The organism is Candidatus Profftia sp. (ex Adelges kitamiensis) (genome assembly GCF_020342455.1).
In the GTDB taxonomy this organism is placed as follows: domain Bacteria; phylum Pseudomonadota; class Gammaproteobacteria; order Enterobacterales; family Enterobacteriaceae; genus Profftia.
The window spans coordinates 250,718-276,123 of sequence record NZ_CP080506.1 but is presented as its reverse complement, the minus strand read 5'-3'; the positions used below and the strand labels follow the sequence as shown (position 1 = coordinate 276,123).

Genomic DNA, 25,406 nt, shown 5'->3' with positions numbered 1-25,406 from the left:
AATTATAGTATTAATAATGTATTTTAAAATTAAATAACATCTTTTATGTTAGACAAAAAAATAACAAATTACTATTAATATGATTGATATACACTTGATAAGTATATGATATTTATCAATGTTAATAACACTTTAATTTTTTTTAAAATATATATAGTAGTACTACTACATTTAATAACACTAGGTACTGTGTCTATTACTTATTCAGCAATAACTATTATTTCATAATAATCATTTATACCCTGTATATAAGGTGATCATATAATTATATATTACCAAGAAAATTAATTTTAAAATAAAATATTATATATAAATATATATATTATAAAAGTATAATACTTAAATTAAGTAGTAATGATTTTATTTATGCTCAATATTATTATTTGAATAATTATATATATTTATTAAAAAAAATTATATAATATAACTTTAATCAAATAATTTACTTTTAAAACATAAAACATAAAACATAAAACATAAAAAATCAGTATAAAGTATATTATAAATTAAAATTTAAAGATATGAATTCTAAAATCATAGTTTTTACTAAAATAGTATAATACTAATATTATAGTTATTTTTATAAATGTATATTAGTAATATTACAATAGAATCTTAGTACTATGATTTATAATGGTAATTATTAATTTATTAAGATTAATTACTTTTTTGAATAAAATTAGATAATGATTATCTAGATAATTATTTAATCTAATATATAACATCAAAAATATTATTAGTTATATTAAAAATAAGATTACACTGTATTGTTACACTGTCCATATTAATGTATTTAATATATATAAATATATATATATTAAGAATAATTTAAATACAAACAAAAATATCTTATTATGTTAATACTTTACTGCAATATAAATATTGCATACAATTATTAAGAAAAAATATGTGATCAAAAATAAAACAATATCTTATGCTAAAGTGATAATCATTGAATTAATATAAATTAAACAATAATTATATTACAATAAATATACTTTTATTCCCAATAATAGATACATTTATTTTATAAAATATTAAAAATACTTATTTTAAGTAGTATTTAATATAACAAGATACGAATAAATTAATCAAAAAAACTTTTATTAATTTAATAATGCATGGAATATACTATACTGACATTTTTAAAATAAAAACAGTAATCTATAAAAGCAAAAATAGATTATTCTATAATAGAATTTTATTTCTTACAGATTACAAGTTATTTTATTAACAATTACTAAAATATTATAAATTTATATAATTTGAGATAAAAAATTAGGTTATAAAACTTATCATTTTACCTTTTTATAGAATTAAAACTTTACTATAATGTAACGATATCTGTTATTTTTTAAATAAAATCATTTTAACAGAAATTACATTTAATTAATTAAATGGTATGAGTCTTATAATACTATAATAGTATATCAAGATTGAAGTAGAAAAACTCATTTAAATTTATAGTTTTATTTTTAACTGTTATTGATCTCTTTTTATTAATTTTATTATCTACATAATATATTACAGGTTAATTTATCTATGCTTTTAAATTCTGGACAACAAAAAGCTGTTGAATTTGTTACTGGTCCCTGTTTAGTTTTAGCGGGTGCCGGTTCAGGAAAAACTCGTGTTATCACCAATAAGATTGCATATCTTATTCATCAATGTAACTACAAACCTAGTCATATTGCAGCTGTAACTTTTACCAATAAAGCTGCTCAAGAAATGAAAGAACGTACTTTACAGAGTATAGACCATAAAGAAGCGTTTGGACTAATAATTTCTACATTACATAGCTTAGGTTTAGAAATAATTAAAAATGAGTATCAAAGCCTAGGTATAAAATCTAATTTTTCATTATTTGATAATCAAGATCAACTAGCTCTACTAAAAGACTTAAGTGAGAAATGGTTATCAAAAGATAAAGATTTAATTAAACAACTGTCATCTTCTATCTCAAATTGGAAGAATAATTTTATTAACCCCATTAAAGCATCAACTATCGCATTATCTGAACGCGACAAAATATTTACACACTGTTATCAATTGTATGAAACTTATTTAAAATCCTGTAACGTGCTAGATTTTTATGATTTAATTTTATTACCAACCATGTTACTACGCAATAACAAAAAAGTACGAGAACGCTGGCATCAACGAATTCAATACCTACTTGTAGATGAATATCAAGATACCAATACTAGCCAGTATGAATTGATTAAATTATTAGTAAAAAGTCGTAAATTATTCACTGTAGTAGGGGATGATGATCAATCTATTTACTCATGGCGTGGTGCTCGTCCTCAAAATTTAATTCTTCTTAAAGAAGATTTTCCAAATCTAAAAGTAATTAAGCTAGAACAAAATTATCGTTCTTCACAGCGAATTTTAAAATCTGCTAGCAAACTTATTTCTAATAACCCACATTTTTTTAAAAAACACTTATTTTCTAAGTTAAGTTACGGCAAAGAACTTAAAATAATTACTGCAAACCATGAAGAACACGAAGCAGAACGAGTTATTGGAGATCTTATTACACATCACTTGATTTATAAAACATCCTATAGAGATTATGCTATATTATATAGAGGAAACTATCAGTCTCGTGTATTCGAAAAGATACTAATGCAAAACCGCATTCCGTATCATATCTCCGGTAATATTTCTTTTTTTTTACGTCCAGAGATTAAAGATCTATTAGCATATTTACGCATAATGACAAACCCAAACGATGATAGCGCATTTTTACGTATTGTGAATACACCAAGACGTGATATTGGTTTAGTTACACTTAATAAATTAGGGTTATGGGCTAACTATCGAAAGATTAGTTTATTTTATGCTAGCTTTGACATTGGTCTTAGTCAAAAATTAACTAGACGTGGATTAGAAGCTCTCAAGCGATTTACATCCTGGATTAAAGAGCTATCTATTCTATCTAAGAATAAACCAGTAGCTGCATTGTACGACCTTATGAATGGTATTAATTATAATAACTGGCTTCTTGAGGTATCTTCTAGTACTAAAGAGGCTGAAATACGCATTAAAAATATAAATCAGTTGTTTAATTGGATGACTGACATGCTTAAAGGCAATAATATTGATACACCACCCATGACACTTACTCAAGTTATAGCGCATTTTACACTGCATGATATTATTAAAAATTGCGAAAATCAAGATGATACTAAACAACAAGTACAATTAATGACACTACATGCATCTAAGGGATTAGAGTTTCCATATGTTTATATGGTAGGGATGGAAGAAGGTTTACTCCCACATCAAACTAGTATACATGAAAATAATATTGATGAAGAACGTCGTCTAGCTTACGTAGGGATAACCCGTGCACAAAAGGAATTAGTGTTTACTTTATGTCGTGAACGCCGCCAATACGGCACATTAATATATCCTGAACCTAGCCGTTTTTTATTAGAACTATCTCAAGATGATCTAAGATGGGAGAAAACACATAAAGTAGTAAGTCTACAGGAACGTATGCAGATAGGACAAAGAAACGTAGCTAATATTCGTATTATGTTAGAACAGACTGTAAAAAAAAACTAAATGAATATTTTTAGCTTTTTAAATACATACTTTAAAAGATCTCAATTTTTAAGTACTTTACGTATAAGGCATATGTTTTCTAGAAGAATATAAAAAACTTTCTCTTTATAATAATATATAAATTATTATAATATTCTTTTACTACAAAGTGACTTATATATAGTTGTTAACTAGTATCGTATAAAATTAATATATAAGTAATAAATTATTATATTTTTTTGTTACTTATATGGTATACCTTATTAAATAATATATGTTATTAACATTAACAATAAAAATAGTTAAAAACTATATTTTAAATTATAAGATTCTATCTTAGTAAAAATTTACTCATATTAAAACTTATATATTATCTTACTAATTTTTTAATAGCATAGACAAAATAAGGGTTATTGAACCATGTTTATTGAGTAGCTGTACATATTAATGTTTAAGCATTTATTATTATTTAGCAATATTTACTAAAAGTTTATTTATCAAATAATAATTATTCTATTAATTTATTATAAAATAATCATTTTTAATGCTATAAATATATAAAGATAATTCATAAAAATTATTTAAAATATTTTTTATAATTATCTAATAATTATAGAAAATATTAATTAATATAAAATTACGATCAATAGGTTATTATAATAACTTATTAATATAAATCACTTCTATTTTACAATATACTTAATATAATAATTTATTAAAATTCATATTATAAATAATATCCTCCTTATTTTAAATAAATTATATATTTTAATACCATTAAGTGTACATTAATAACTTATTACCTTATAAATAGTGATTAAATAGCCTATTAAGGCTTAATATCCTTAAGGGGGATATAATTTAAATTTATTTTTAATGTTATCACTTTATAATAATAAATATTTAAAATACTATAACTATATATTATTATAATTGTATTTCTGAGGTACATTATTTTTTAGAATATTATAATGTTACATGTTATTTTAACATGTATCTTAAAATTTATAAATAAATTATTATTAATGTTAACTAATTGTAGTATAATATTTTAAAAATAAACAATAAATACTATGTAAAATACATTAGATATATTATACATCAAATGTAATGATATTACATCATATTAAATTACTTACTAGTAATTAAAAATATTACAATTAAAAATAAATCGTAAGATTTACTATAATTACTAGAATATATTTAAAAATAAAATACTAGAAGTTATATTCTGGCTTATATTGTTGTTTTAATATATAAAAAATTATGTATAATCAATTGAAATATTAACGACATAACTATTATAATAGTTAAGGTAAAAGATAAACCAATAAAAATATATTGTTATAGTTTTATTATATTTTAATATATATACTTATATAAAACCTAATACTACCAATTTAATATCTATCTTATTTTATAATAAACATATAAATACTAGTTATTTTAATAATTGCTTTAAGTAGCAGGTAGTATTAAATACTATAGTATCAATATTTCTATTATCTTATAAAATAAATATTAATAATAGCTAAATACTCATATTATTATTCTTCATGTTGTTCATTTGTATAACTTATAAAAATATTCTTTATTATTTACTACCGCTATTAATCATACAAAAGATATTTAGTATAATAAGTGATATTTTATATATTTTGCTAAAACATTGAATTATTCTTTGTACTAATCATAGATATAAAATATGATTTTAAATCTATGATTAGTAGTTGATTACAAAATTAGTCATTGTTTAAAAAAATATACTGTTTTATAGTTCAATCCTACTTTAAACTTATATAATTATGATAATATATGTTAAAATTTATTTTAATAAAATTAAAAATACATTATAGAATAATTAACATAGAAATATATACTATAAGTACATAATATAATTTATAATTCATTATTAAGAAATTATAATTTCTTTACTACTTTGATATTTAACGCAACTACCAAGAATATCAACTAAAAATAAAATGATTCATTAACTATTATCTTATATAGGTTAACTAACCTTCAACAAACTAAGTACTTAAAGAATATTAATATTATTAATTTAATAACCTTTACTAATATAATGGTACTTAAATAAGTTTAGTAATAAATACAACAAGTAAAACAATGAAAACAATAAGTATTACCTATGTATACTAAGGGTCACAAAGAGAATTGATTATAGAGTGATATTGTGAATAATAAAATTAAATTAAGACATCTAAAGATATCTTGTAAAACATCAAAAACATAAACAAACTTATAAATAATATAATCTATTAAAATAACTAAACTTAATTACGCGTAAAAATATGCATAAAATAAAAAGTTATTAAATACAAGATATCCATAAAATCATTACAATTAATCTTAAGATTATTACAGATATTTTCTCAAATTTTCCACTATAATAAATTGTTTTCAGATTGTTTTGTGTTTAATAACTCTAATTAACGTAATTAATCATTAAGTAATTTTATTGGAGGGAAGGGCTAATTTTAGTTATCTACATTAATAAAATATCAATGATATTTAATAAAATATAACACAAACTAAGCATACTCTTAAACTATCACATTATTTCCACAAAGATACTATTATAAAAAGTTGTTAATATCCATATCTATAAATATAGATATCTTAATCTAGTTACACTATTTACCAATCTTAATACTAAATTCATTTACATAATTAAATACTCAATACATTATATTATAATATCTAATTTTAGAATAATATTCTTATAATTTACTATATATCATATAATATAATCTCTTGTTATTATATTAATTAGTATGTATATTATTTTACCATATTATATGTAATTAGTATAAAAGAAAAATTATGTTAAATATATTAAATATAATTACTGATATAAATCCATAATATTTTATTATCTAATAAAAGATTAAATATCATAGATTAGTGATTGATATCATGTATTATCTTAATTTAATAATATTAAAAATTAGAGATTACTACATATATTTAACATTACTATTATTTCATTGTAATATCTATAATTTATTGTTTATAAAAAATATTGATACTAATAAGATGCTAAATCTTAATTGAGAATAATTTTCTTTAAGAAAATTTCTTAATAAAGTTTTTACTTAAAATAATAACAACATTTACAAAGATAATAATTTATTGTTGTATATAAAATTAAATATACTTAAGCTTTTGCATTATATGTGGTCATATTAGATTATAGTTATTTATTAATCATATAGACTCCATATAGAGTTATATAAAATTATACAATATAAGGATGATTTCTTTTTAAGAAATACTTGTATAAATACCTCTTATTTATAAATATAAATTAATATAAAGATATTTCAGTAAATTTATTTTATGTTGTTACTTGTATCTATTGATTATTTTAGTAATAATCACCATAATTACTGAATTAAACTTTAAATACATAACGTACAATATAAAAGTTAATCTTTCGATTTATTTAAATATGTTATACATTATACTTTCAATATAAAAGTAATTATTTATTTATGAATAAAATATTTTTTATATAATATCTTTATACAAGATCAGATTAAAATAATGATAAATATTAAATTATTATTAATACCTATTGATACTTACTTATCTGTAAAATTTTTAATTTAATTTAAAATGATTTTATTAAAAAATAAAAAATTACTAAATATAAATATATCAAAAAATATATTTAGTATAATCTTACATATAAAATAATAGTGATTATAATTTACAATATTGTCATAAAAATATTGTTTTAAAAGTAGGTACCTATTAAAAATAAAGTAGATTCATCATTAAATAATGTTACACTTAGATAAATTGAATCAATCAATACCTATAGTAAACTTAATTATATGGAGTGAAATATGAATGATAAAGTTATTCATATAAGTGAAAAAATCTTTAATATCAGTGTATTACAAGCTAAAAAACCGATACTAGTTGATTTCTGGGCAGAGTGGTGTGGTCCATGTAAAATTATAGCTCCTATTTTAGATGAAATTGCGCACCAATACGGAGATAGATTGAGTATTGTAAAACTAAATATTGATGAAAATCCAGCAATTGCGCCGAGATTTAGTGTTCGTAGTATTCCAACTCTGCTTCTTTTTAAGAAAGGTATTGTAACTGCGACTAAAATTGGAGCATTATCTAAAACACAATTAGAAGAATTCTTAAATTCTAATTTATAATTCTTATATATAAGATATTATATGATAGTTATTTATTTTCTTACTATTAACGTCTAGAATATTATTTATAAGCATGTTATTTTTTAAAATTAACGCAGTATCATAATTATCTATAATTTAAATCATAAAGTTATTATCTAAGTTTTATTCTATTTTAAGATCCCTTTATTTTTAGGATACTATTGAGTATAGTTTTAGCAGATTAATATAATTATCATTGTTTACTTAGCAAGACCCTATAAAGCATTAAATTTAAAACTATTAAGTCCTTATATACCATGATTTAATACGCGTAAATTAAATTTTAAATATTATTTTGAAAGTGTATTAATTTATACATACTATAATTAGCATCCAAACACTATAGAAGAATTCCATAAACAGATATAAATAACTTCTGTTATAATATTTATAATACGTTAGAAATATATTATACCCCTACGTTTAAAGAACCCATCATTATGAATCTTACCGAACTAAAGAATACACCGGTTTCTGAGTTAATTACTCTCGGAGAACATATGGGTTTAGAGAATTTAGCCCGTATGCGTAAACAGGATATAATTTTTTCAATCCTAAAACAACATTCAAAAAGCGGTGAAGATATATTTGGTTATGGGGTGTTAGAAATATTACAAGACGGCTTTGGATTCCTTCGTTCTGGCGATAGTTCCTACCTTGCAGGTCCTGATGATATATATGTTTCCCCTAGTCAAATACGTCGCTTTAATCTTCGCACAGGAGATACAATTTCCGGTAAAATACGCCCCCCAAAAGAAGGAGAAAGATATTTCGCTTTATTAAAAGTTAATGAAGTTAACTACGATAAACCAGAAAACGCCCGTAGTAAAATTTTATTCGAAAATCTTACCCCTTTACATGCAAACTCTCGTCTTTATATGCAAAGAGGTAATGGTTCTACAGAAGATCTAACAGCTCGTGTCTTAGATTTAGCTTCTCCAATTGGTCGCGGTCAACGTGGTCTTATTGTTGCTCCACCAAAAGCTGGCAAAACAATGCTACTACAAAATATTGCACAAAGTATAGCTTATAATCATTATGATTGCACTTTGATGGTTCTATTGATAGATGAACGACCAGAGGAAGTAACAGAGATGCAGCGTTTAGTTAATGGTGAAGTAATAGCTTCTACTTTTGATGAACCAGCTTCTCGTCATGTACAAGTAGCCGAAATGGTTATTGAAAAAGCTAAACGTCTTGTTGAGCATAAAAAAGACGTTATTATTTTACTAGATTCCATCACTCGTTTAGCTCGTGCTTATAATACAGTAGTACCAGCATCAGGTAAAATACTTACTGGTGGTGTAGATTCTAATGCATTACATCGTCCAAAAAGATTTTTTGGGGCTGCACGTAACGTAGAAGAGGGTGGTAGCTTAACGATTATCGCTACAGCTCTAGTTGATACTGGTTCTAAAATGGATGAAGTAATCTATGAAGAATTTAAAGGTACAGGTAATATGGAGTTACACCTATCCCGTAAAATTGCAGAAAAACGTGTATTTCCCGCAATAGATTACAATCGATCTGGTACTCGTAAAGAAGAACTTCTTACCACATCTGAAGAATTACATAAAATGTGGATTTTACGTAAAATTATTCATCCTATGGGTGAAATAGATGCAATGGAGTTCCTTATTAATAAACTAGCCATGACGAAAACAAATGATAATTTTTTTGATATGATGAAACGTTCATAATACTTTACATAAAGTGCGGTAAAATTACTATATAATATAGCTATCTTTTGTTTTAAAAAGTATTAAAAATCAAATATTAATATTTAAATTAAACTAATAGTTATTATTTTATTATTTTATTATTTTCATACAGATTTTAATTAAATAAAAAAAATATGTATTAAGAGAGATATGATATAATCAATCATATGCATGAGAACTATTAAAGATATTACAGTAGTTCCGCAATCGCATATAGTTATTATTTTTGTAACACGTTTAAATCATTTTATTAACAGTCATCTATTATATAGTGTTTTAGATATCTTGAACTTATAAATCAAGTTCTTAACAAAATGTTACTATAGTTTAAAATTCTAGATGTTTATAAGTTACGATTAATTGTTACTATATTGTTGGTTAATTATAAAATTTATGATATTATTATTACTTTAGGTACTTTAATTAGTAGCAGTGTGTACACTTTAATTTATTACTGATAAATCAATCTGCTATCTATCACGTATTGCTCTTAAAAGAAATTACCAATATAATTTGGCATGCTAACTATTAAAAATATAGAACAAGATATTTAAAGTATATGTACTAAAGATTGTAAATAAAAGAACAGAACCTTCTATAGCATATCTTAAAATAATGAATGTTCTTAAAGTAATTAAGTCCTGATCTTTTTATTAAGGATAATATTTTTTTGAAACCTACTTCTCGTCGCCTCGCCCGTGAATGTGCTGTGCAAGCAATATATTCTTGGCAGATATCCCAAAATAATATTTCTGATATTGAATTTCAATTCTTGTCAGAACACGCAGTTAATAACTGTGATATTAACTACTTTCGTGAGTTGTTGCATGGAGTAGCTACTAATTCAGAGTATTTAGATAAACTCATGATACCTGTGTTATCTCGTGAGATAAGAGGATTAGGCCAAATTGAAAAAGCAGTACTGCGTATTTCTCTATTTGAATTAAGTAAGCGAAAGGATATTCCTTACAAGGTCGTAATTAATGAAGGTATTGAGTTAGCTAAGTATTTTGGTTCAGTAGATAGTTATAAGTTTATAAATGGTGTATTAAATACCATTGCTTCAATTATTCGTAAATAGTAAAACAAAATACCACCAAAATTAATAAGGTCATAATAAAAGTTATTAAATACTAAGATACTTATTAAAGTATTTTTTATTAATTAATAATTATAGATGTTTCAATAAAAAATATATTTAATATTATAATTATTAAAATACATTACTACTTAATTGTAATTAGTATACATAAAATATTTTAAGTATTACTTTAACTATATATTATATTTGTATATACAATTGTATTATAACTGATATAAGTTATATTTATAATACTTATTATAATTTATCTATATATAATAAAAATATAATATATTAATATCACAATATAAAATTTTTTATATGAATTATGTAAAATATTACTTTCTATAGCTAAAGAGACTTTGAACATTTATACTATATAAAAGATATTACTGTATAATATATATTATAAAATCTAAGCATTATAGTGTTACTCTATAGTGAGAGTAGTAATTAATGTTTACTTAACTTAATTTGTTAACTAAAATAAATAATAGATATTATCTATATAATTTTACTCTAATTTATCTATTAATATTTTAATTAAATCTTTTTATAATATATTATTAAATATAATACCTTTAAATTATTAAATAATTTAATATTACTTTAATAAACTGAAATTAAGTTTAACGCTCTCTAAAAGAGAGTTATACATATATAATCATTGTAGTATCATTAATATGAATTAATTGTAACTTGTATTACACAATAGCACTAACGATAAATAATTAACAATAAGTATTATGCTATTTTATAATTCTCCATATATTATATAGACACTATGACTCATTAGTTAGTTTGATCGTTATATATGGAAATATATAATGTTATACTAGATAATATTATAGCAAATTTTTTTATATAAAAATTATCTATGTAATTAAATTATTAACTGCTATATTAACGCTTATCTTTATTAATATATAGATAGATATATACTACAATTTAATAATTTTATCAAACTTTTTAAAAGATTTTTTAATAATTATAGAGGTAACACTAATATCGTGATAAAAATTACAGTTTATGTAGCTAAAATTACACTTACTCTATAAACATTTAAAGTATTTTACCTAACATATCTATAATAAAGAAAAAGTAAATCTGTTGTAGTATTGTATACTACCATAATTTACTAGATTGCTGTAAAATAGTAATTACTCCGTATTATAATCGTAATAATTATTAAAAATAAAATATTTAATAATTACATTATTATTAAATATAAGATTTATTATAAGAAGTTTATATTTCTTTATTAAATTTAAAGATATATATCTTTAATATATTTATTTGTATTTTAATAATACCAAGTATTTATTTAATCTTAATAATTGTATTTATAAATAATATTAATGATATAAATAATTTTATTTCAGATATTATAGTGGTGAAACTTATATAATTATTATTAGTAATAAACAGTATATTTTATTTGTTTAATATTTATAAAAATACAGTAATATTTATTATTATAGTATATACGTTAAAATAACGTTCATTAGTTATTAAATATATAAAATAAATAATTATTTATATTATAATATTCAATTATATGCTAAATATATTTTGAGATATATGTTATGTTTATTATAACAACATAGAAATATACTTTATATTTATATTTATATTTATATAATTTAATTAATTATCAAAACATTTTTATTTCTTTTAAATATTTAAATTATATTTAGTTATCTAGATATAAAAAACAATTATTATAGAATTAAAATGTGTCAAATATATTTATATTTAATACACTTTTAATATACAGTTAAATCCTATAAAAATAACAGTTTTTATAATAAAAAGTTCTTGTTATTAACAATATATTTTTGTTGTAATATAAAATATAATTTTATAGTTGTTGTTCTAATTTAGAAGTTATTCTTAGTAAATAATGCCTATCAATATATTATTTATTTTAAATAATATATTGATAATTTAAAGTTATTTATTGAATATAAAAACATTGATAAATTAAATAAAAAAACTAGAAAGACACATATTTGTGTTCAAAGACATAATACAATAAATATATTGATATCTAAAATAGTCCTTTAAATATATAACGATGTAACTATTTTACTATAAAAATTTCAGTTGTAAGCTAAATAAAAATAACAATTAATAATATGTTTTTATAATTGTTTTAGATAAAAATATAAAAACTATAGATTTATTAAATAACTAAAAATAATATAGGTTTTAAAAATATTTTATCAATAGAATATTTTATATTACAAGTAAATTAAGAATACTACGAAAAAATATCTAGAATATTATAAATAGTTTAGCTACTTTTAAGTTATAAAATATCTCAAGTAACACTTTATTATATCTATAATAAAATGTACTATTTGTTTTTAATGTAAAATCACAACAAAAAATTTATTTTAAACTATACTTTAAAGCTAACAACTTGTATTAATATATAATATTAATAATTATTGATCATATGATCAACCTAAATAAATATATATAACACCTACGCTAAAATATGATTCTAGTTCAGATACGACATTAATATTAATATTAATAATTAAGTGAATAAAAATTAAATATATATATTATATAAAAATAAAAAGATATTTACATACTTACTCAAAAATACATTTATAAATTATTTTATTAATTGTATATATAATACTTTTTATAAAAAAGTACTATATATACAAAGTTCTCAATACTAAAATTGAATTTTTTAGTATTAAATACTAGTATATTTATACTAATGTATAAAAATAAGATTACCTAAGTCATATATATAAAAAATGAATATATTAAATATATAGTAGAATTATAGTAATTCAAAATACATATAATGATTCTCATATAATCTTAGATATTACATACAGAAATTTCACTAAAATTATACAATTAATATTAATATATTACATTTTTTAAATACAATTTTATTATTATATTGAGATAATTATTGAGATATATAATCTATATATTCATTGTAATGATAGCTGTATTATATTTATTAAAACAAGAATACTAAAAATTCTAATATACCTTTAAAATGTATATTAGATATTAGCTATGCTTTTAGTTATATTTTGTTTTCTATTTAATTAAAGTATTAGTAAAATTAAAGATAATATTAAGAAAATTTTTAATAAATAGAATTTAATTTAAAAGATTACTATCTTATACATTCATAATGTAAGGTATTAATTTACCTTAACTCTTATTTTACTAATAATATTTTTACTATTATTTAAATTAGATAGTTTAGTTGATATTTATTATTGCTTAATATAAGCTAGCATACGTTTACGCTTACGTATCTGATTTTGATTTAATATATTTTGTTTGTCTAGATATGGATTATCACTTTCTTTAAACTGAATACGGATTGGCGTACCCATAACGTTCATTGAACGACGGAAATAATTTATTAGATAACGCTTATAAGAAGATGTTAAATCTTCTACTTGATTACCATGTATAACGATAATTGGAGGATTATAACCACCAGAATGTGCATATTTTAATTTAACGCGACGACCACGTATTAATATTGGTTGATGATTTTCCTGTGCCATATGCATTATACGAGTCAGTAAAGACGTACTTATGCGATTAGTTGCGCAGTCATAGGCTTCTTTAATAGAATTAAATAAATTACTTATACCTTGTTTATATCGTGCAGAAATAAAATGGATACGAGCAAAATCTACAAAACCTAGCTTTAAATTTAATATTTTTTTAACTTGAATTTTTGTATTTTTAGATACACTATCCCATTTATTAACTACAATAACCAGTGAACGACCATTATTAAGGATAAAACTCAATAGAGATAAATCTTGATCTATAATACCTTCATAAGCATCAAGAATTAGTAATACTACATTAGAATCCTCAATTGCTTGTAAAGTTTTAATTACAGAAAATTTTTCAACAGTATTTATTACTTTATTACGTTGACGTACTCCAGCAGTATCAATTAAAATATATGCTCTATTACCACGTCTTATTGGTATATAAATACTATCACGTGTAGTACCGCCAATATCATAAACTACAACTCGTTCTTCACCTAAAATACAATTAATTAATGTTGATTTACCTACATTAGGACGACCTACAAGAACCAATTTAATTGGTTGTTCGTTTAAAAAGTCATTACATCTTTTTTTTTGTACTATTTTTTCTACTATATTAGATACCTTATGAACACAATAAGCAGCATGTACTTCTTCTTTTATTGGCTGGTACTTATCTTTTAGTGTACCAGCAAAGGGAATAAATATTTTTTTAATCAGATATGTAATACCACGACCATGAGATGCAGTAATTGGATATAATTCTTTAAAACCCAGCTCATAAAAACTACTTACCGCAATTTCACAAGCCATGCCATCAATTTTATTTACTACTACAAAAGTTACTTTATTAAAATTACGAATATTTTTTGCAATAGATTTATCAATTGGCAATAAACCTACACGTGCATCAACTATAAATAATATTATATCAGCTTCCTGAATCGCCGTAAAAGATTGATTTGCTATACATAATTCAATACCACTATGTATGATACTATCAACACCACCAGTATCAATGATAATAAATTGATAACCATTAAACATAGCACGACCATATCTACGATCCCGTGTCAACCCTGGAAAATCAGCGATCAGAGCATCATGGGTGCGCGTTAAACAATTAAATAAGGTAGATTTACCCACATTGGTATGTCCAACTAAAGCTACTACAGGTATCATAATAAAAACCTATTATAAATATTAACTCATTTTTAATATAGTACAAAGAGGAACCTAACACTCTAATATTGATGTTTTTATAAAAAAGTACATTCTTTACTAAGTAAATTCTCTATAAGTTGATTATAAATAAATAAAAAACTATGCTATTTAATATTTATTAATATATATATAATTAATTTAATTATTAAACAATCCTATTATTGTATTATTGATGTGATCAATATCCGATATAATATAGATAGTATTTTCATATATAAAATAAATTATTGTAAATATCAGCATACAAATGCATAAAATTTACCACTGCGAGCTTGAATAATAAGTTCATCACTATTGACTACTGATATACTAAGGAGACCGGAACTATCTACTTTTTGTTGAGATACAAAAAGACCATTTTTTATATCTATCCAATGCACATAACCTGCGCAATCTCCTACAATTAAATAATCATGATATAACACAGGAGCTGTAAGATTACGATGTAATAAATTACTCTGTTGCCATAGAGATAAACCACCATTTATGCTTAGTGCGAAAATTTGATCATTTTGGTCCACAATATAAATATGTTTTTTTTCAACGATAAAATCGTTTACCGAGCTAATTAAATATTTCCACTTAACCTGACCAGAACGCAAATCTAAGGCAGCTAAATTGCCATTATAACCTAAAGAATACACAACATTATCGACTACTACAGGGGTTGTATCAACATCTTTAATACGTTCAATCTCTGTTGCTCCCTTGAGTTGTGTAACACTCTGACGCCAAATAATTTGTCCATTCTGTAATAATACCGCATTAATAAAACCATTATCAGTACCTACAATTGCAGCTCCATAAGAAATTACAGGGGGTGATTCACCGCGCAATGTAAGAAGAGGCATATTTTCTAGATGCACACTCCATTCAATTACTCCATCCTTCTTTCTTAAAGCCTGTAACATACCATTAGTAGTATGAATGAGAATAAGATGATCACTAATAACTGGGCGTGAGATTACCTCACTAAAAACCATAGTTTTCCAAATTTCTGTACCATCTTTTAAGTTTAATCCATAAATAAAGCCATGTTCAGAACCTACGAAGATCATATTTTCAGAAACTGCTAAAATACCGGACAATTTAGCAGGTTTGTAAGAAAAAAAATTATATTTTTCTGCTAAATTAACAGACCAGATGATATTACCACTCTTTATATCAATTGCCTTGACTATACCTATATAATTAGCAGCATAAATACAGTTATCTTTCCAGGTGGGTGCTGGATGAAAATAAAAGCTACTACTGATACTCCTAAAAATAGACTTACTCCATACCTGAGTTGGTGTAAATTTTGTTTTAATTTTAGGTAAAGGTAACATAGTGTTAATATTACTATAACCGTAAAAAGAAGAGCATCCACTTAAAAATATTATAATACCTATTAAGAGAATTTTACGCAAATGTATTATTATCCCCTTAACTAGATAAATTATTGATTTTAATATGAAGTAAATATTGTGAAAATTTAGAAACACTGGAAGATAATGCTTTATGATATACCTTACGAGCGCTTTTTATATCGCCCTGTTTAACTAAAATATCACCACGTAGATCCTCAGCTATACTAACCCAACCAGTAGATGTAATTAAATCTAATGTTTTAAGTGCATTGTTTAATTTATTACTCTGTATTTGAACACGCGCCAAACGCAAATTAATTAGAGATTTTAAATTTTTATCTTTAGTATGCATTTTAGCCCAATATAGCTGTTGTTCAGCTTTATAAAAATTCTGCTGATTAATCTCATGTTGTATTGATTTTAGTAAAGCTAATAATATATAACAATTATAATTTTTATTTAAATACTGTATACTATTGAGACATTCCTGTTCTTTCAAACCATGTTGATTAAATTGCTCATCCCAGTATATTTGAGTCTTTCGATAATTCTTCGAGTAATACCAACTGAATAATATAATTATAATTATTAACAAACTAATAAATAGTAATCTACTGTGTTTTTTAAATAATTCAATAACATTATGCATTTTTTCATATGTTATATTATAAAATTTTACTATTATCTTAGATACCCCCTATCCTATAATTAGTTGTATTATTGCAGTTATATCTTCTTGTAAAATCATTTGTTGTTTACCACTTTGCATATTTTTAATATTAACATAACCACTATTTATTTCATTTTCACCTATTACTAAAGCAAATTTAGCTCCTATTTTATCCGCACGAGCAAACTGTTTTTTAAAATTACCACCGCCATAATTAGTTATTAATCTTACCTGTGGATAAGCATCACGAATTTTTTCAGCTAGAACTATAGCCTTGCTTTGTGTATTTTTTCCTGAATAAATTAGATAAATATCAACTATACTATGTAATTGAAAACTATCGGGGTTAACTTTTTGAATCAATAAGATTAATCGTTCTAATCCAATAGCTAAACCAATGGCTGGAGTATCATGACCTCCCAACCTAGCAACTAGATTATCATAACGCCCACCGGCACAAATAGTACCTTGTGCACCTAATTTATCAGTAATCCATTCAAACACCGTACAATTGTAATAATCTAAACCACGCACTAATCTTTTATTGATGATATACTTGATACCGGCATGGTCAAGTAATTTACATAGTCCAGCAAAATGTTCACGATCTTTTTTATTTATATATATTGATATATTAGGTGCATTATTAAGTATTTTTTGTAATACCGGACTCTTATGTTCTAATATTCTTAATGGATTACTGTATATTCGGCGTTTACAATCTTCATCTAACTGATCCCTAAATTTTTCTAAATAAGCAATTAATGCATTACGATAATTCATTCTAGATTCAAATGAACCAATTGAATTAAGTTCTAAAGAAACATATTTGGATATACCTAAGGATCGCCAACATCGAGCGGTAAGCAAGATAATTTCAGTATCTATATCTGGACCATTAAAACCAAATACTTCAACTCCTAATTGATGAAACTGGCGATAACGACCTTTTTGTGGGCGCTCGTGGCGGAACATTGGACCAATATACCACAAACGTTGTTCTTGATTATATATTAGGTTATGCTCTATAATTGCACGTACACAACCTGCAGTTCCTTCAGGACGTAAAGTTATATGATCTCCATTAAGATCATTAAAGCTATACATCTCTTTTTCTACTACGTCAGTGATTTCACCAAGCGCTCTTCTAAATAACGGGGTATGCTCTACAATAGGCAAGCGTATTTCACTATAACCATAACTGGTTAATACTTGTTTAAGTACAGTTTCAATATGTTGCCAAAGAACTGCATCTTCCGGTAGTAAGTCGTGCATGCCACGAATAGCTTTTATATTCTTAGCCACATCAACTCTCTATACTATTTTATTTTAAAATAAACCCATAAATCTAATAATGATATATGGAAGTAATTTTATATATACTTATAGTAATAAGGCATTTTTTATCAAATAAATAGAATTTTAGATCCTAAGTAATAGAGTATAAAAATTAAATTACTATTAGTCAATTTGACTTACTTTAATGCGTTTACTCATGTCAATCATTAATGCTTTAGCTCTAATGATAGATTCAAGCTGATTAATTATTTGTTCATTATCTAAACGATTTTTTTTACGCACTCCATCTTCATATAATCCACTTTTATTATGTCCACCTGTTACACCTATAGTAGTAAATAAAGCTTCACCAGGACCATTAACTATGCAACCAATAATCGATACATCCATTGATGTAATAATATCTTCCAAACGCTGTTCTAGTGCATTTACCGTACTTATAACATCAAATTCTTGTCGTGCACAAGTTGGACAAGCAATAAAATTAATTCCACGAGAGCGAATATGTAATGACTTAAGAAGATCAAAACCAACTTTAACTTCTTCAATAGGATCTGCAGCTAATGAAATACGTAATGTATCACCAATACCTTCCGCAAGAAGAATACCCAAACCAACTGATGACTTTACTGAACCACTACGAATACCTCCTGCTTCAGTAATTCCAATATGCAATGGTTGTTCTATGCGCGATGCTAATAGACGATAAGATTGTACAGCAAGAAAAACATCTGATGATTTTACACTAACTTTAAATTTATTGAAATTAAGACGATCCATAACATCAGTATAACGCATAGCAGATTCTACTAATGCTTCTGGTGTTGGTTCCCTAAATTTCTCCTGAATATCTTTTTCTAATGATCCACCATTAATACCAATACGAATTGCAATATTATTATCACGAGCAGAAGCAACAACCGAACGTATTCTAGATTCATTGCCAATATTTCCCGGGTTAATACGCAAACAATCAATACCATATTCTGCAACTTTAAGTGCGATACGGTAGTCAAAATGAATATCGGCTACTAAAGGTACAGAAACCTGTTTTTTAATAATTTTTAATGCTTTAGCTGCATCTATAGTTGGAACAGAAACACGTACAATATCTGCTCCTACACGCTCTAAGGCATGGATTTGTTTTACTGTTGCATCAATATCTGTTGTCTTAGTATTAGTCATTGACTGTACTGTAATGGGAGCACCACAACCAATGGGTACATTACCAACATAAATTCTAGTAGATTTTCTTCTATTAATAAAGCACTTATTATACATATTTAATCTCCATGAATGCCGCCTATCAATTATATTTATTACGTTTTACAGTATTATGTTTAAACGGCAATCAGGCAAAGAGCAACTAATACTTTGTATTATGCCAAAATACATTAGTCAAGGAAAATTTTTCGTAAAAGATAATTTTAGTGATGATTACTCATTTGATCTATCAATTTGTTACGTGAATTAATAAATATTATTTTTTAAGGTAGTAAATTTAATCTTAAATTAAATACTTTTATAAAATTATTAGTATGATTAATTTTAAATTTATAGTAAGAAAATATAAAAACTATATTTATATAATTTTTCTAGCTTATATCAATAATCAAAATCATTGTATCTATAAAGTATTTAATACCACTAAAAATAAAATTACTCATAATGTTAATTAATTTCATCAATTATCTATAAGATAGATACCCTCTATTAATTAAGAGATAAAACATCATTTTTTTATTATTTGTGTTAATTCAATAATAGTAAATAAATTATAATAACATTATTTATTTACTATTATTGAAAAAAATATTATTTGCAGTATGCATTATTGAAGATATATAGACGTATGCGGTGTTATTATTACTAGGGGTTATAGAAACCTCAGGGAGAATACTAACAGATTTATGATGATCCGAAGAGAATTGAGAATAATCAGTACTATGAGTTGACTTTGATCTTTTTAATTGATTATTTTCTGTCAACTCTACTGAAGATGATTTATGAGCCACTATGCCCACATCTTTTTTTTGCTCTTGCTGACTATCCCATAACCAAGAACCAGTTATACCGATAATAACAAATATCACCAACCAAGTAAAAGTCATTAACCAACTTTCACGGTTTTTATACTGTTTACCTAATAAAAAACGTTGCTTTGTTAAAATACTTGCTGTTTTTAAAGGCACCTGTTTTTCTAAATAAGGCATTATTTCATCTTCAGAAATATGGACTATTTTTGCATAAGAACGAATATATCCACGCAAAAAAGTTGAAGCTAAATCAACCGGATTTGTATTTTCTTCAATATTGCGTACAATAGAAATTTTTAAACATAAACGTTCTGAGATATTTTCTTGTGTCAGTCCTAATTTTTCACGACCCTGACGCAAGAGCTCTCCTATAGTAAATTTATCTATTTGTTTTTGGTAATCTTCAGTATTCATTCTCTAGGTATTTGTTAATAATTACTTAAAATTATTGAAATTATGCGTGAATTATTTGCCAGGATACTGATATTCTTTTTTGGCTTTAATATAATGCGCAATGAAGGGGATTTATAATCCATAAATTAATAATGCTCACTATATAGTGTTATTCTAAATATAAGATTATTTTGTCATATCAGTAATTTATTTGCTTATAATTTAAGCAGATTTTCTATTACTCATAAAACTACTGTATCTACATAATAATATAACAATCCAAAACTAATAACATACTATTTTTATCAAAAAGTATTATACTTAATAGCTAAAAATGAAATGATATATTCTAATATATAGAATATCTGTGATTAATAATATTTATTATTACACTATGATAGAAATATTATAAACTATTATATTTAATATATCTATATTTTTAATAATGATACTATGTATCTTATTGTAATACACATTCTAGTACAAGCATTAAAATATAACGATTAAATATATCAATTATATATTATAATAATGCATTGATTTAGTACATATGTAAATATATAACTAAATATTTATCAAGTTTTTTGATATAAGAAATTTATGAATTTGTAATTATAGTATTAAGAATAAAACTTTAAAAGTCTTGTTAAGAAACTAGATTTTTCTGATAAAATATCTATATAAAGCATATAAAGTTTACTTAATAAAAGTAAAAAATAATCGTTATAATTTCACCTATTAATGAAAAATTTTATTTTAAACTATGTAAATTTTAATAAACTTTAATAATTTTTTTCTTAATATTACGTTTAGTAAGGTCAATAATATCACCAGTTAACTGTCCGCAAGCAGCATCAATATCATCACCGCGTGTTTTGCGAATAATAACAGTAAAACCGTATTCTATTAAAATTTTATAAAAACGTTGAAAACGACTTTGAATACTTCGTTTATATAAAGATCCAGGAAATGAATTCCATGGTATTAAATTTATCTTACATGGAGTATCTTGCAAGCATTGCGCTAACTGATGAGCATGTTCTATATCATCATTAATATGGTCTAACATAACATACTCAATTGTCACGCGATTTTGACTAGCGTGTGATTTTGCTAAATAAAGACGAACGGCACTTAATAAACTTTTAATATTATATTTACGGTTGATAGGTACAATTGTATTACGAATTTCATCTGTAGGAGCATGTAAGGATACTGCTAAAGCTACATCAATCATATCGCCTAATTTTTCTAGCGCAGGTACAACTCCTGATGTAGATATAGTAACACGACGCTTAGACAAACAAAAACCAAAATCATCTAGCATAATATTCATAGCTGGTACTATATTTTTAAGGTTTAATAATGGCTCACCCATTCCCATCATTACCACGTTAGTAATCCGGCGCTTACCAGTATTTTTATATGCGCCAATAATTTTTGCTACACGCCAAACTTGACCTATGATTTCTGATACAAGTAAGTTACGATTAAAACCTTGCTGCGAGGTAGCACAGAATGTGCATTTTAGTGCACAACCAACCTGTGAAGATACACAAAGCGTATTACGTTCTTTTTCAGGAATCAAAACAGTTTCTATACATTGATTACCAACTTGCATAGACCACTTAATAGTACCATCTTTTGAACGTTGTTCTGTATATACTTCGGGTGCACAAATTTCAGCAATTTTTTTTAGTTTTTTGCGTAATATTTTATTGATATCAGTCATATCATCAAAATTATCACAGCAATAATGATAGATCCATTTCATAATCTGATCAGCGCGAAAAGGCTTTTCACGTAACTCAATAAAAAAATTCCGTAATTGTTCTCGATCAAAATTTAGAAAATTAATTTTTTTTAGAATATTAACTGATACAGGCTGGATGATATCTACTTGTGATTTAAAAGGTATCATAATTTTATACAAGGTTAGATTATCTATAGTAATAAGAGATTAGGTTAAATAAATTCTTCAAGCTGAATATTGTGTAATATTTAAACTGATACAGCATGATACTATCATTCAATATTAAAATAAATTTTTAAATAATATTTACTACGAGTAAATCATAAGGTTATAATGTTATTATTAATATTAAATATAATAATATTAAAAATTTAATAGATTGTATAAATAATAAAGACATTCACGAGTATTACTTAAAAAAACCGTTTTTTAACGTACTTACTTATTCGAATTATATTAATATAATTTTAATTATTTGTTAAATGATATAGATAATTATATTCCAGATAATAATTAATACTTCTAGTAAATCATAAATATACTATATTTGTTCGTTTGTAGTGTTAACTACATAAGATCGTACTATTTATGTTAATGAATATTATTATAGTCCAAAATTAACCAAATTATTGAGAATAATTACTATTTATTTATTTTTTATTGTATAAATTACACTAATAATACCTCAGTTCATTAATTAATGTTTATATTACTCTATTATTTTAATATAATAGTATTATATAAATAGTATTATATAATTAATAATATTAAGTTTTTTTCTTTAAAAGACTAAAAATATTTCAAATATAATGTTGTTCTTTCAAAGAAATATTTATATATACTAATACTATATCTGAGTTATTAATTTAATAATTTAATGTAATTTTTTCCACAAAGACTTTAACATTATAGTTAAAGACTTAATAAATTATAGGTTAGATCCTAATAACACCTTAGAGTATCTATTTTATTATAAAATAAAAAGGTTATGATGTTATAAATGTATCTAAAAAATTTAATTTATTCTAAAATAGTTCGAACTACATTAGATCTTAATCTAATTACTCTCAATATCATATTACTTTTATCTTACAGTATGTAAGATAAATAGCAATAAAAGATAAAACTTTATTAAAAAGTTAGGGTTGGTTATCTATATTAACACTCTTATAATTATTTAAGAAATATTATGGATTAGAGATTATAAAGTGTTTTTATACTACTTTATATAGTAAATTAAAGATTTATATAGTTAAATTTTATTATTTGTAAAAAAATATGCTATTTCACGCTTAGCTGAATGTAAAGAATCAGAACCATGCACTACATTTTCAATTAAACTATCTGCATAATCAGAACGAATAGTACCAGCCAAAGCATCTGAAGGATTAGTTGCCCCCATAATTTCACGATTACGACGAATTGCATCTTTACCTTGTAAGATTTGTATTATACTAGGTCCAGAAGTTATACTTTTTATTAGATTTTCAAAAAATAAGCGATCTTTGTGTTCAATATAAAAACCTTTAGCTTCTTCACACTTTAAATGTATCATTTTTACTGCAATTATTTTTAACCCTGCTGCTTCAAATCGGGAATAAATAACCCCAATAATGTTTTTAGCTACGGCACTTGGTTTTATTATGGATAAGGTACACTCGTTTATCATGTCAACCTCTATCTAATTTATCAAAGAGTTATTACTTTAATAATTTAATTAGTGTTTTATTAAACTTATGAAATAATATTTAATTTTTAATAAATCATTTATTCATTCAAAAATTTTTGAAATTTATAGCTATACTTATATTTTAGATATTTTATTCATATAAAAACCAAAATAAATGATTTTATAATAAATACTTTTGCTATAAAAATATAAAATATAAAAATATTTTATAATAAACACTAAATATATTAAAAATCAATTTATTCATTTAATAAAATTAAAAAATATTAAGAAATAATCTAGTAATAATATAATAATATTTTTTCAGGTAAAAATATCAAAATAAAATTTTAAACATTATATACTATATATGTTTACTATACAATAAAAAATTTTAATTTAATTTAAAAAAGATTATATAGCCTTATATATAAATTATAATATCATGATTCTAAAAGAATAGTAAACTCTTACTAAGTACTCTAACTTAAAATATCTATAACATTATCTTTAATGTTTACTTTATAATATATAATAGATTAAAACTTTTATTTAAAGCATTCAGTATAGTACCAGTATTATAAAAATATTTTTATTATTTTATCTGTAATATACATATTAATATTAGTTGATGAGAATAAAATAAATGATAATATAAAACAAGATAATCAATACTACCAATGATTAACACAGTTATTGATAATAATAAAAACTAAAATTTTAAATAATAAAAATAAAAAGTTCTATTATGATTTTAAAGTGTAAGATACTTACTATCTTAGTTTAATAAATAAAGTATAAATTTTATTTCCAGAATAAAAGATATAATAGATAGCAATTATATTGCCATTGATATCATTTAAATATTTTCAAAATTAA

Annotated in this window: 13 protein-coding genes; 5 read left to right on the top strand and 8 right to left on the bottom strand. The window is 23.4% G+C overall.

What is annotated here, in order from left to right; all coding sequences use genetic code 11:
- The first annotated feature begins 1,542 nt into the window (after nt 1-1,542).
- The 4 genes from rep to nusB all read left to right on the top strand — a co-directional run bounded on the left by rep (nt 1,543) and on the right by nusB (nt 10,574).
- Nucleotides 1,543-3,573, top strand: coding sequence for a DNA helicase Rep (gene rep, locus K0T98_RS00620; RefSeq protein WP_225639488.1), 2,031 nt, complete (start codon nt 1,543-1,545; stop codon nt 3,571-3,573).
- A gap of 3,851 nt (nt 3,574-7,424) precedes the next feature.
- Nucleotides 7,425-7,751: a thioredoxin TrxA gene (gene trxA, locus K0T98_RS00615; protein WP_225639487.1), complete on the top strand. Its 327-nt coding sequence runs from the start codon at nt 7,425-7,427 to the stop codon at nt 7,749-7,751.
- A 461-nt stretch (nt 7,752-8,212) separates the two neighbouring features.
- On the top strand, nt 8,213-9,472 hold the full coding sequence (gene rho / locus K0T98_RS00610) for a transcription termination factor Rho (protein WP_225639486.1): 1,260 nt from the start codon (nt 8,213-8,215) through the stop codon (nt 9,470-9,472).
- 691 nt (nt 9,473-10,163) lie between these two features.
- Nucleotides 10,164-10,574 (top strand): transcription antitermination factor NusB, encoded by a 411-nt coding sequence (gene nusB, locus K0T98_RS00605; RefSeq protein ID WP_225639485.1) that lies wholly within the window; start codon nt 10,164-10,166, stop codon nt 10,572-10,574.
- A 3,257-nt stretch (nt 10,575-13,831) separates the two neighbouring features.
- Here the strand turns inward: nusB and der are convergent.
- The 5 genes from der to ispG all read right to left on the bottom strand — a co-directional run bounded on the left by der (nt 13,832) and on the right by ispG (nt 19,957).
- Entirely contained in the window at nt 13,832-15,316 is a 1,485-nt protein-coding gene (gene der / locus K0T98_RS00600) for a ribosome biogenesis GTPase Der (RefSeq protein WP_225639484.1), read from the bottom strand.
- Between the two features lie 278 nt (nt 15,317-15,594).
- Nucleotides 15,595-16,773, bottom strand: coding sequence for an outer membrane protein assembly factor BamB (bamB, locus tag K0T98_RS00595; RefSeq protein ID WP_225639655.1), 1,179 nt, complete (start codon nt 16,771-16,773; stop codon nt 15,595-15,597).
- 10 nt (nt 16,774-16,783) lie between these two features.
- Nucleotides 16,784-17,356, bottom strand: a complete 573-nt coding sequence (locus tag K0T98_RS00590; protein WP_225639483.1) for a YfgM family protein — start codon at nt 17,354-17,356, stop codon at nt 16,784-16,786.
- 48 nt (nt 17,357-17,404) lie between these two features.
- Nucleotides 17,405-18,682: a histidine--tRNA ligase gene (gene hisS, locus K0T98_RS00585; RefSeq protein ID WP_225639482.1), complete on the bottom strand. Its 1,278-nt coding sequence runs from the start codon at nt 18,680-18,682 to the stop codon at nt 17,405-17,407.
- A gap of 156 nt (nt 18,683-18,838) precedes the next feature.
- The gene (gene ispG, locus K0T98_RS00580; protein ID WP_225639481.1) at nt 18,839-19,957 is read right to left on the bottom strand and encodes a flavodoxin-dependent (E)-4-hydroxy-3-methylbut-2-enyl-diphosphate synthase; all 1,119 of its coding nucleotides are present in this window, start codon (nt 19,955-19,957) and stop codon (nt 18,839-18,841) included.
- Nucleotides 19,958-20,012: 55 nt separating this feature from the next.
- Between ispG and K0T98_RS00575 the strand changes: the two genes are divergently transcribed.
- Nucleotides 20,013-20,150: a hypothetical protein gene (locus tag K0T98_RS00575; RefSeq protein WP_225639480.1), complete on the top strand. Its 138-nt coding sequence runs from the start codon at nt 20,013-20,015 to the stop codon at nt 20,148-20,150.
- 316 nt (nt 20,151-20,466) lie between these two features.
- Here the strand turns inward: K0T98_RS00575 and rodZ are convergent, their stop codons facing one another.
- The 3 genes from rodZ to ndk form a co-directional block, all read right to left on the bottom strand.
- Nucleotides 20,467-21,126 carry a cytoskeleton protein RodZ gene (gene rodZ / locus K0T98_RS00570; RefSeq protein WP_225639479.1) on the bottom strand — a complete coding sequence of 220 codons (660 nt, stop codon included), beginning with the start codon at nt 21,124-21,126 and terminating at the stop codon, nt 20,467-20,469.
- Nucleotides 21,127-21,877: 751 nt separating this feature from the next.
- A complete protein-coding gene (locus tag K0T98_RS00565; protein WP_225639478.1) occupies nt 21,878-23,026 on the bottom strand; it encodes a bifunctional tRNA (adenosine(37)-C2)-methyltransferase TrmG/ribosomal RNA large subunit methyltransferase RlmN in 1,149 nt (382 codons plus the stop codon).
- A gap of 1,084 nt (nt 23,027-24,110) precedes the next feature.
- A complete protein-coding gene (gene ndk, locus K0T98_RS00560) occupies nt 24,111-24,527 on the bottom strand; it encodes a nucleoside-diphosphate kinase (RefSeq protein WP_225639477.1) in 417 nt (138 codons plus the stop codon).
- Nucleotides 24,528-25,406 lie beyond the last annotated feature (879 nt).

What these genes read in the sequence shown, in the direction of transcription:
- rep (WP_225639488.1), top strand. Translation starts at nt 1,543, where the DNA reads ATGCTTTTAAATTCTGGACAACAAAAAGCTGTTGAATTTGTTACTGGT.
- trxA (WP_225639487.1), top strand. Translation starts at nt 7,425, where the DNA reads ATGAATGATAAAGTTATTCATATAAGTGAAAAAATCTTTAATATCAGT.
- rho (WP_225639486.1), top strand. Translation starts at nt 8,213, where the DNA reads ATGAATCTTACCGAACTAAAGAATACACCGGTTTCTGAGTTAATTACT.
- der (WP_225639484.1), bottom strand. Translation starts at nt 15,316, where the DNA reads ATGATACCTGTAGTAGCTTTAGTTGGACATACCAATGTGGGTAAATCT.
- K0T98_RS00590 (WP_225639483.1), bottom strand. Translation starts at nt 17,356, where the DNA reads ATGCATAATGTTATTGAATTATTTAAAAAACACAGTAGATTACTATTT.
- ispG (WP_225639481.1), bottom strand. Translation starts at nt 19,957, where the DNA reads ATGTATAATAAGTGCTTTATTAATAGAAGAAAATCTACTAGAATTTAT.
- K0T98_RS00575 (WP_225639480.1), top strand. Translation starts at nt 20,013, where the DNA reads ATGTTTAAACGGCAATCAGGCAAAGAGCAACTAATACTTTGTATTATG.
- rodZ (WP_225639479.1), bottom strand. Translation starts at nt 21,126, where the DNA reads ATGAATACTGAAGATTACCAAAAACAAATAGATAAATTTACTATAGGA.
- K0T98_RS00565 (WP_225639478.1), bottom strand. Translation starts at nt 23,026, where the DNA reads ATGATACCTTTTAAATCACAAGTAGATATCATCCAGCCTGTATCAGTT.
- ndk (WP_225639477.1), bottom strand. Translation starts at nt 24,527, where the DNA reads ATGATAAACGAGTGTACCTTATCCATAATAAAACCAAGTGCCGTAGCT.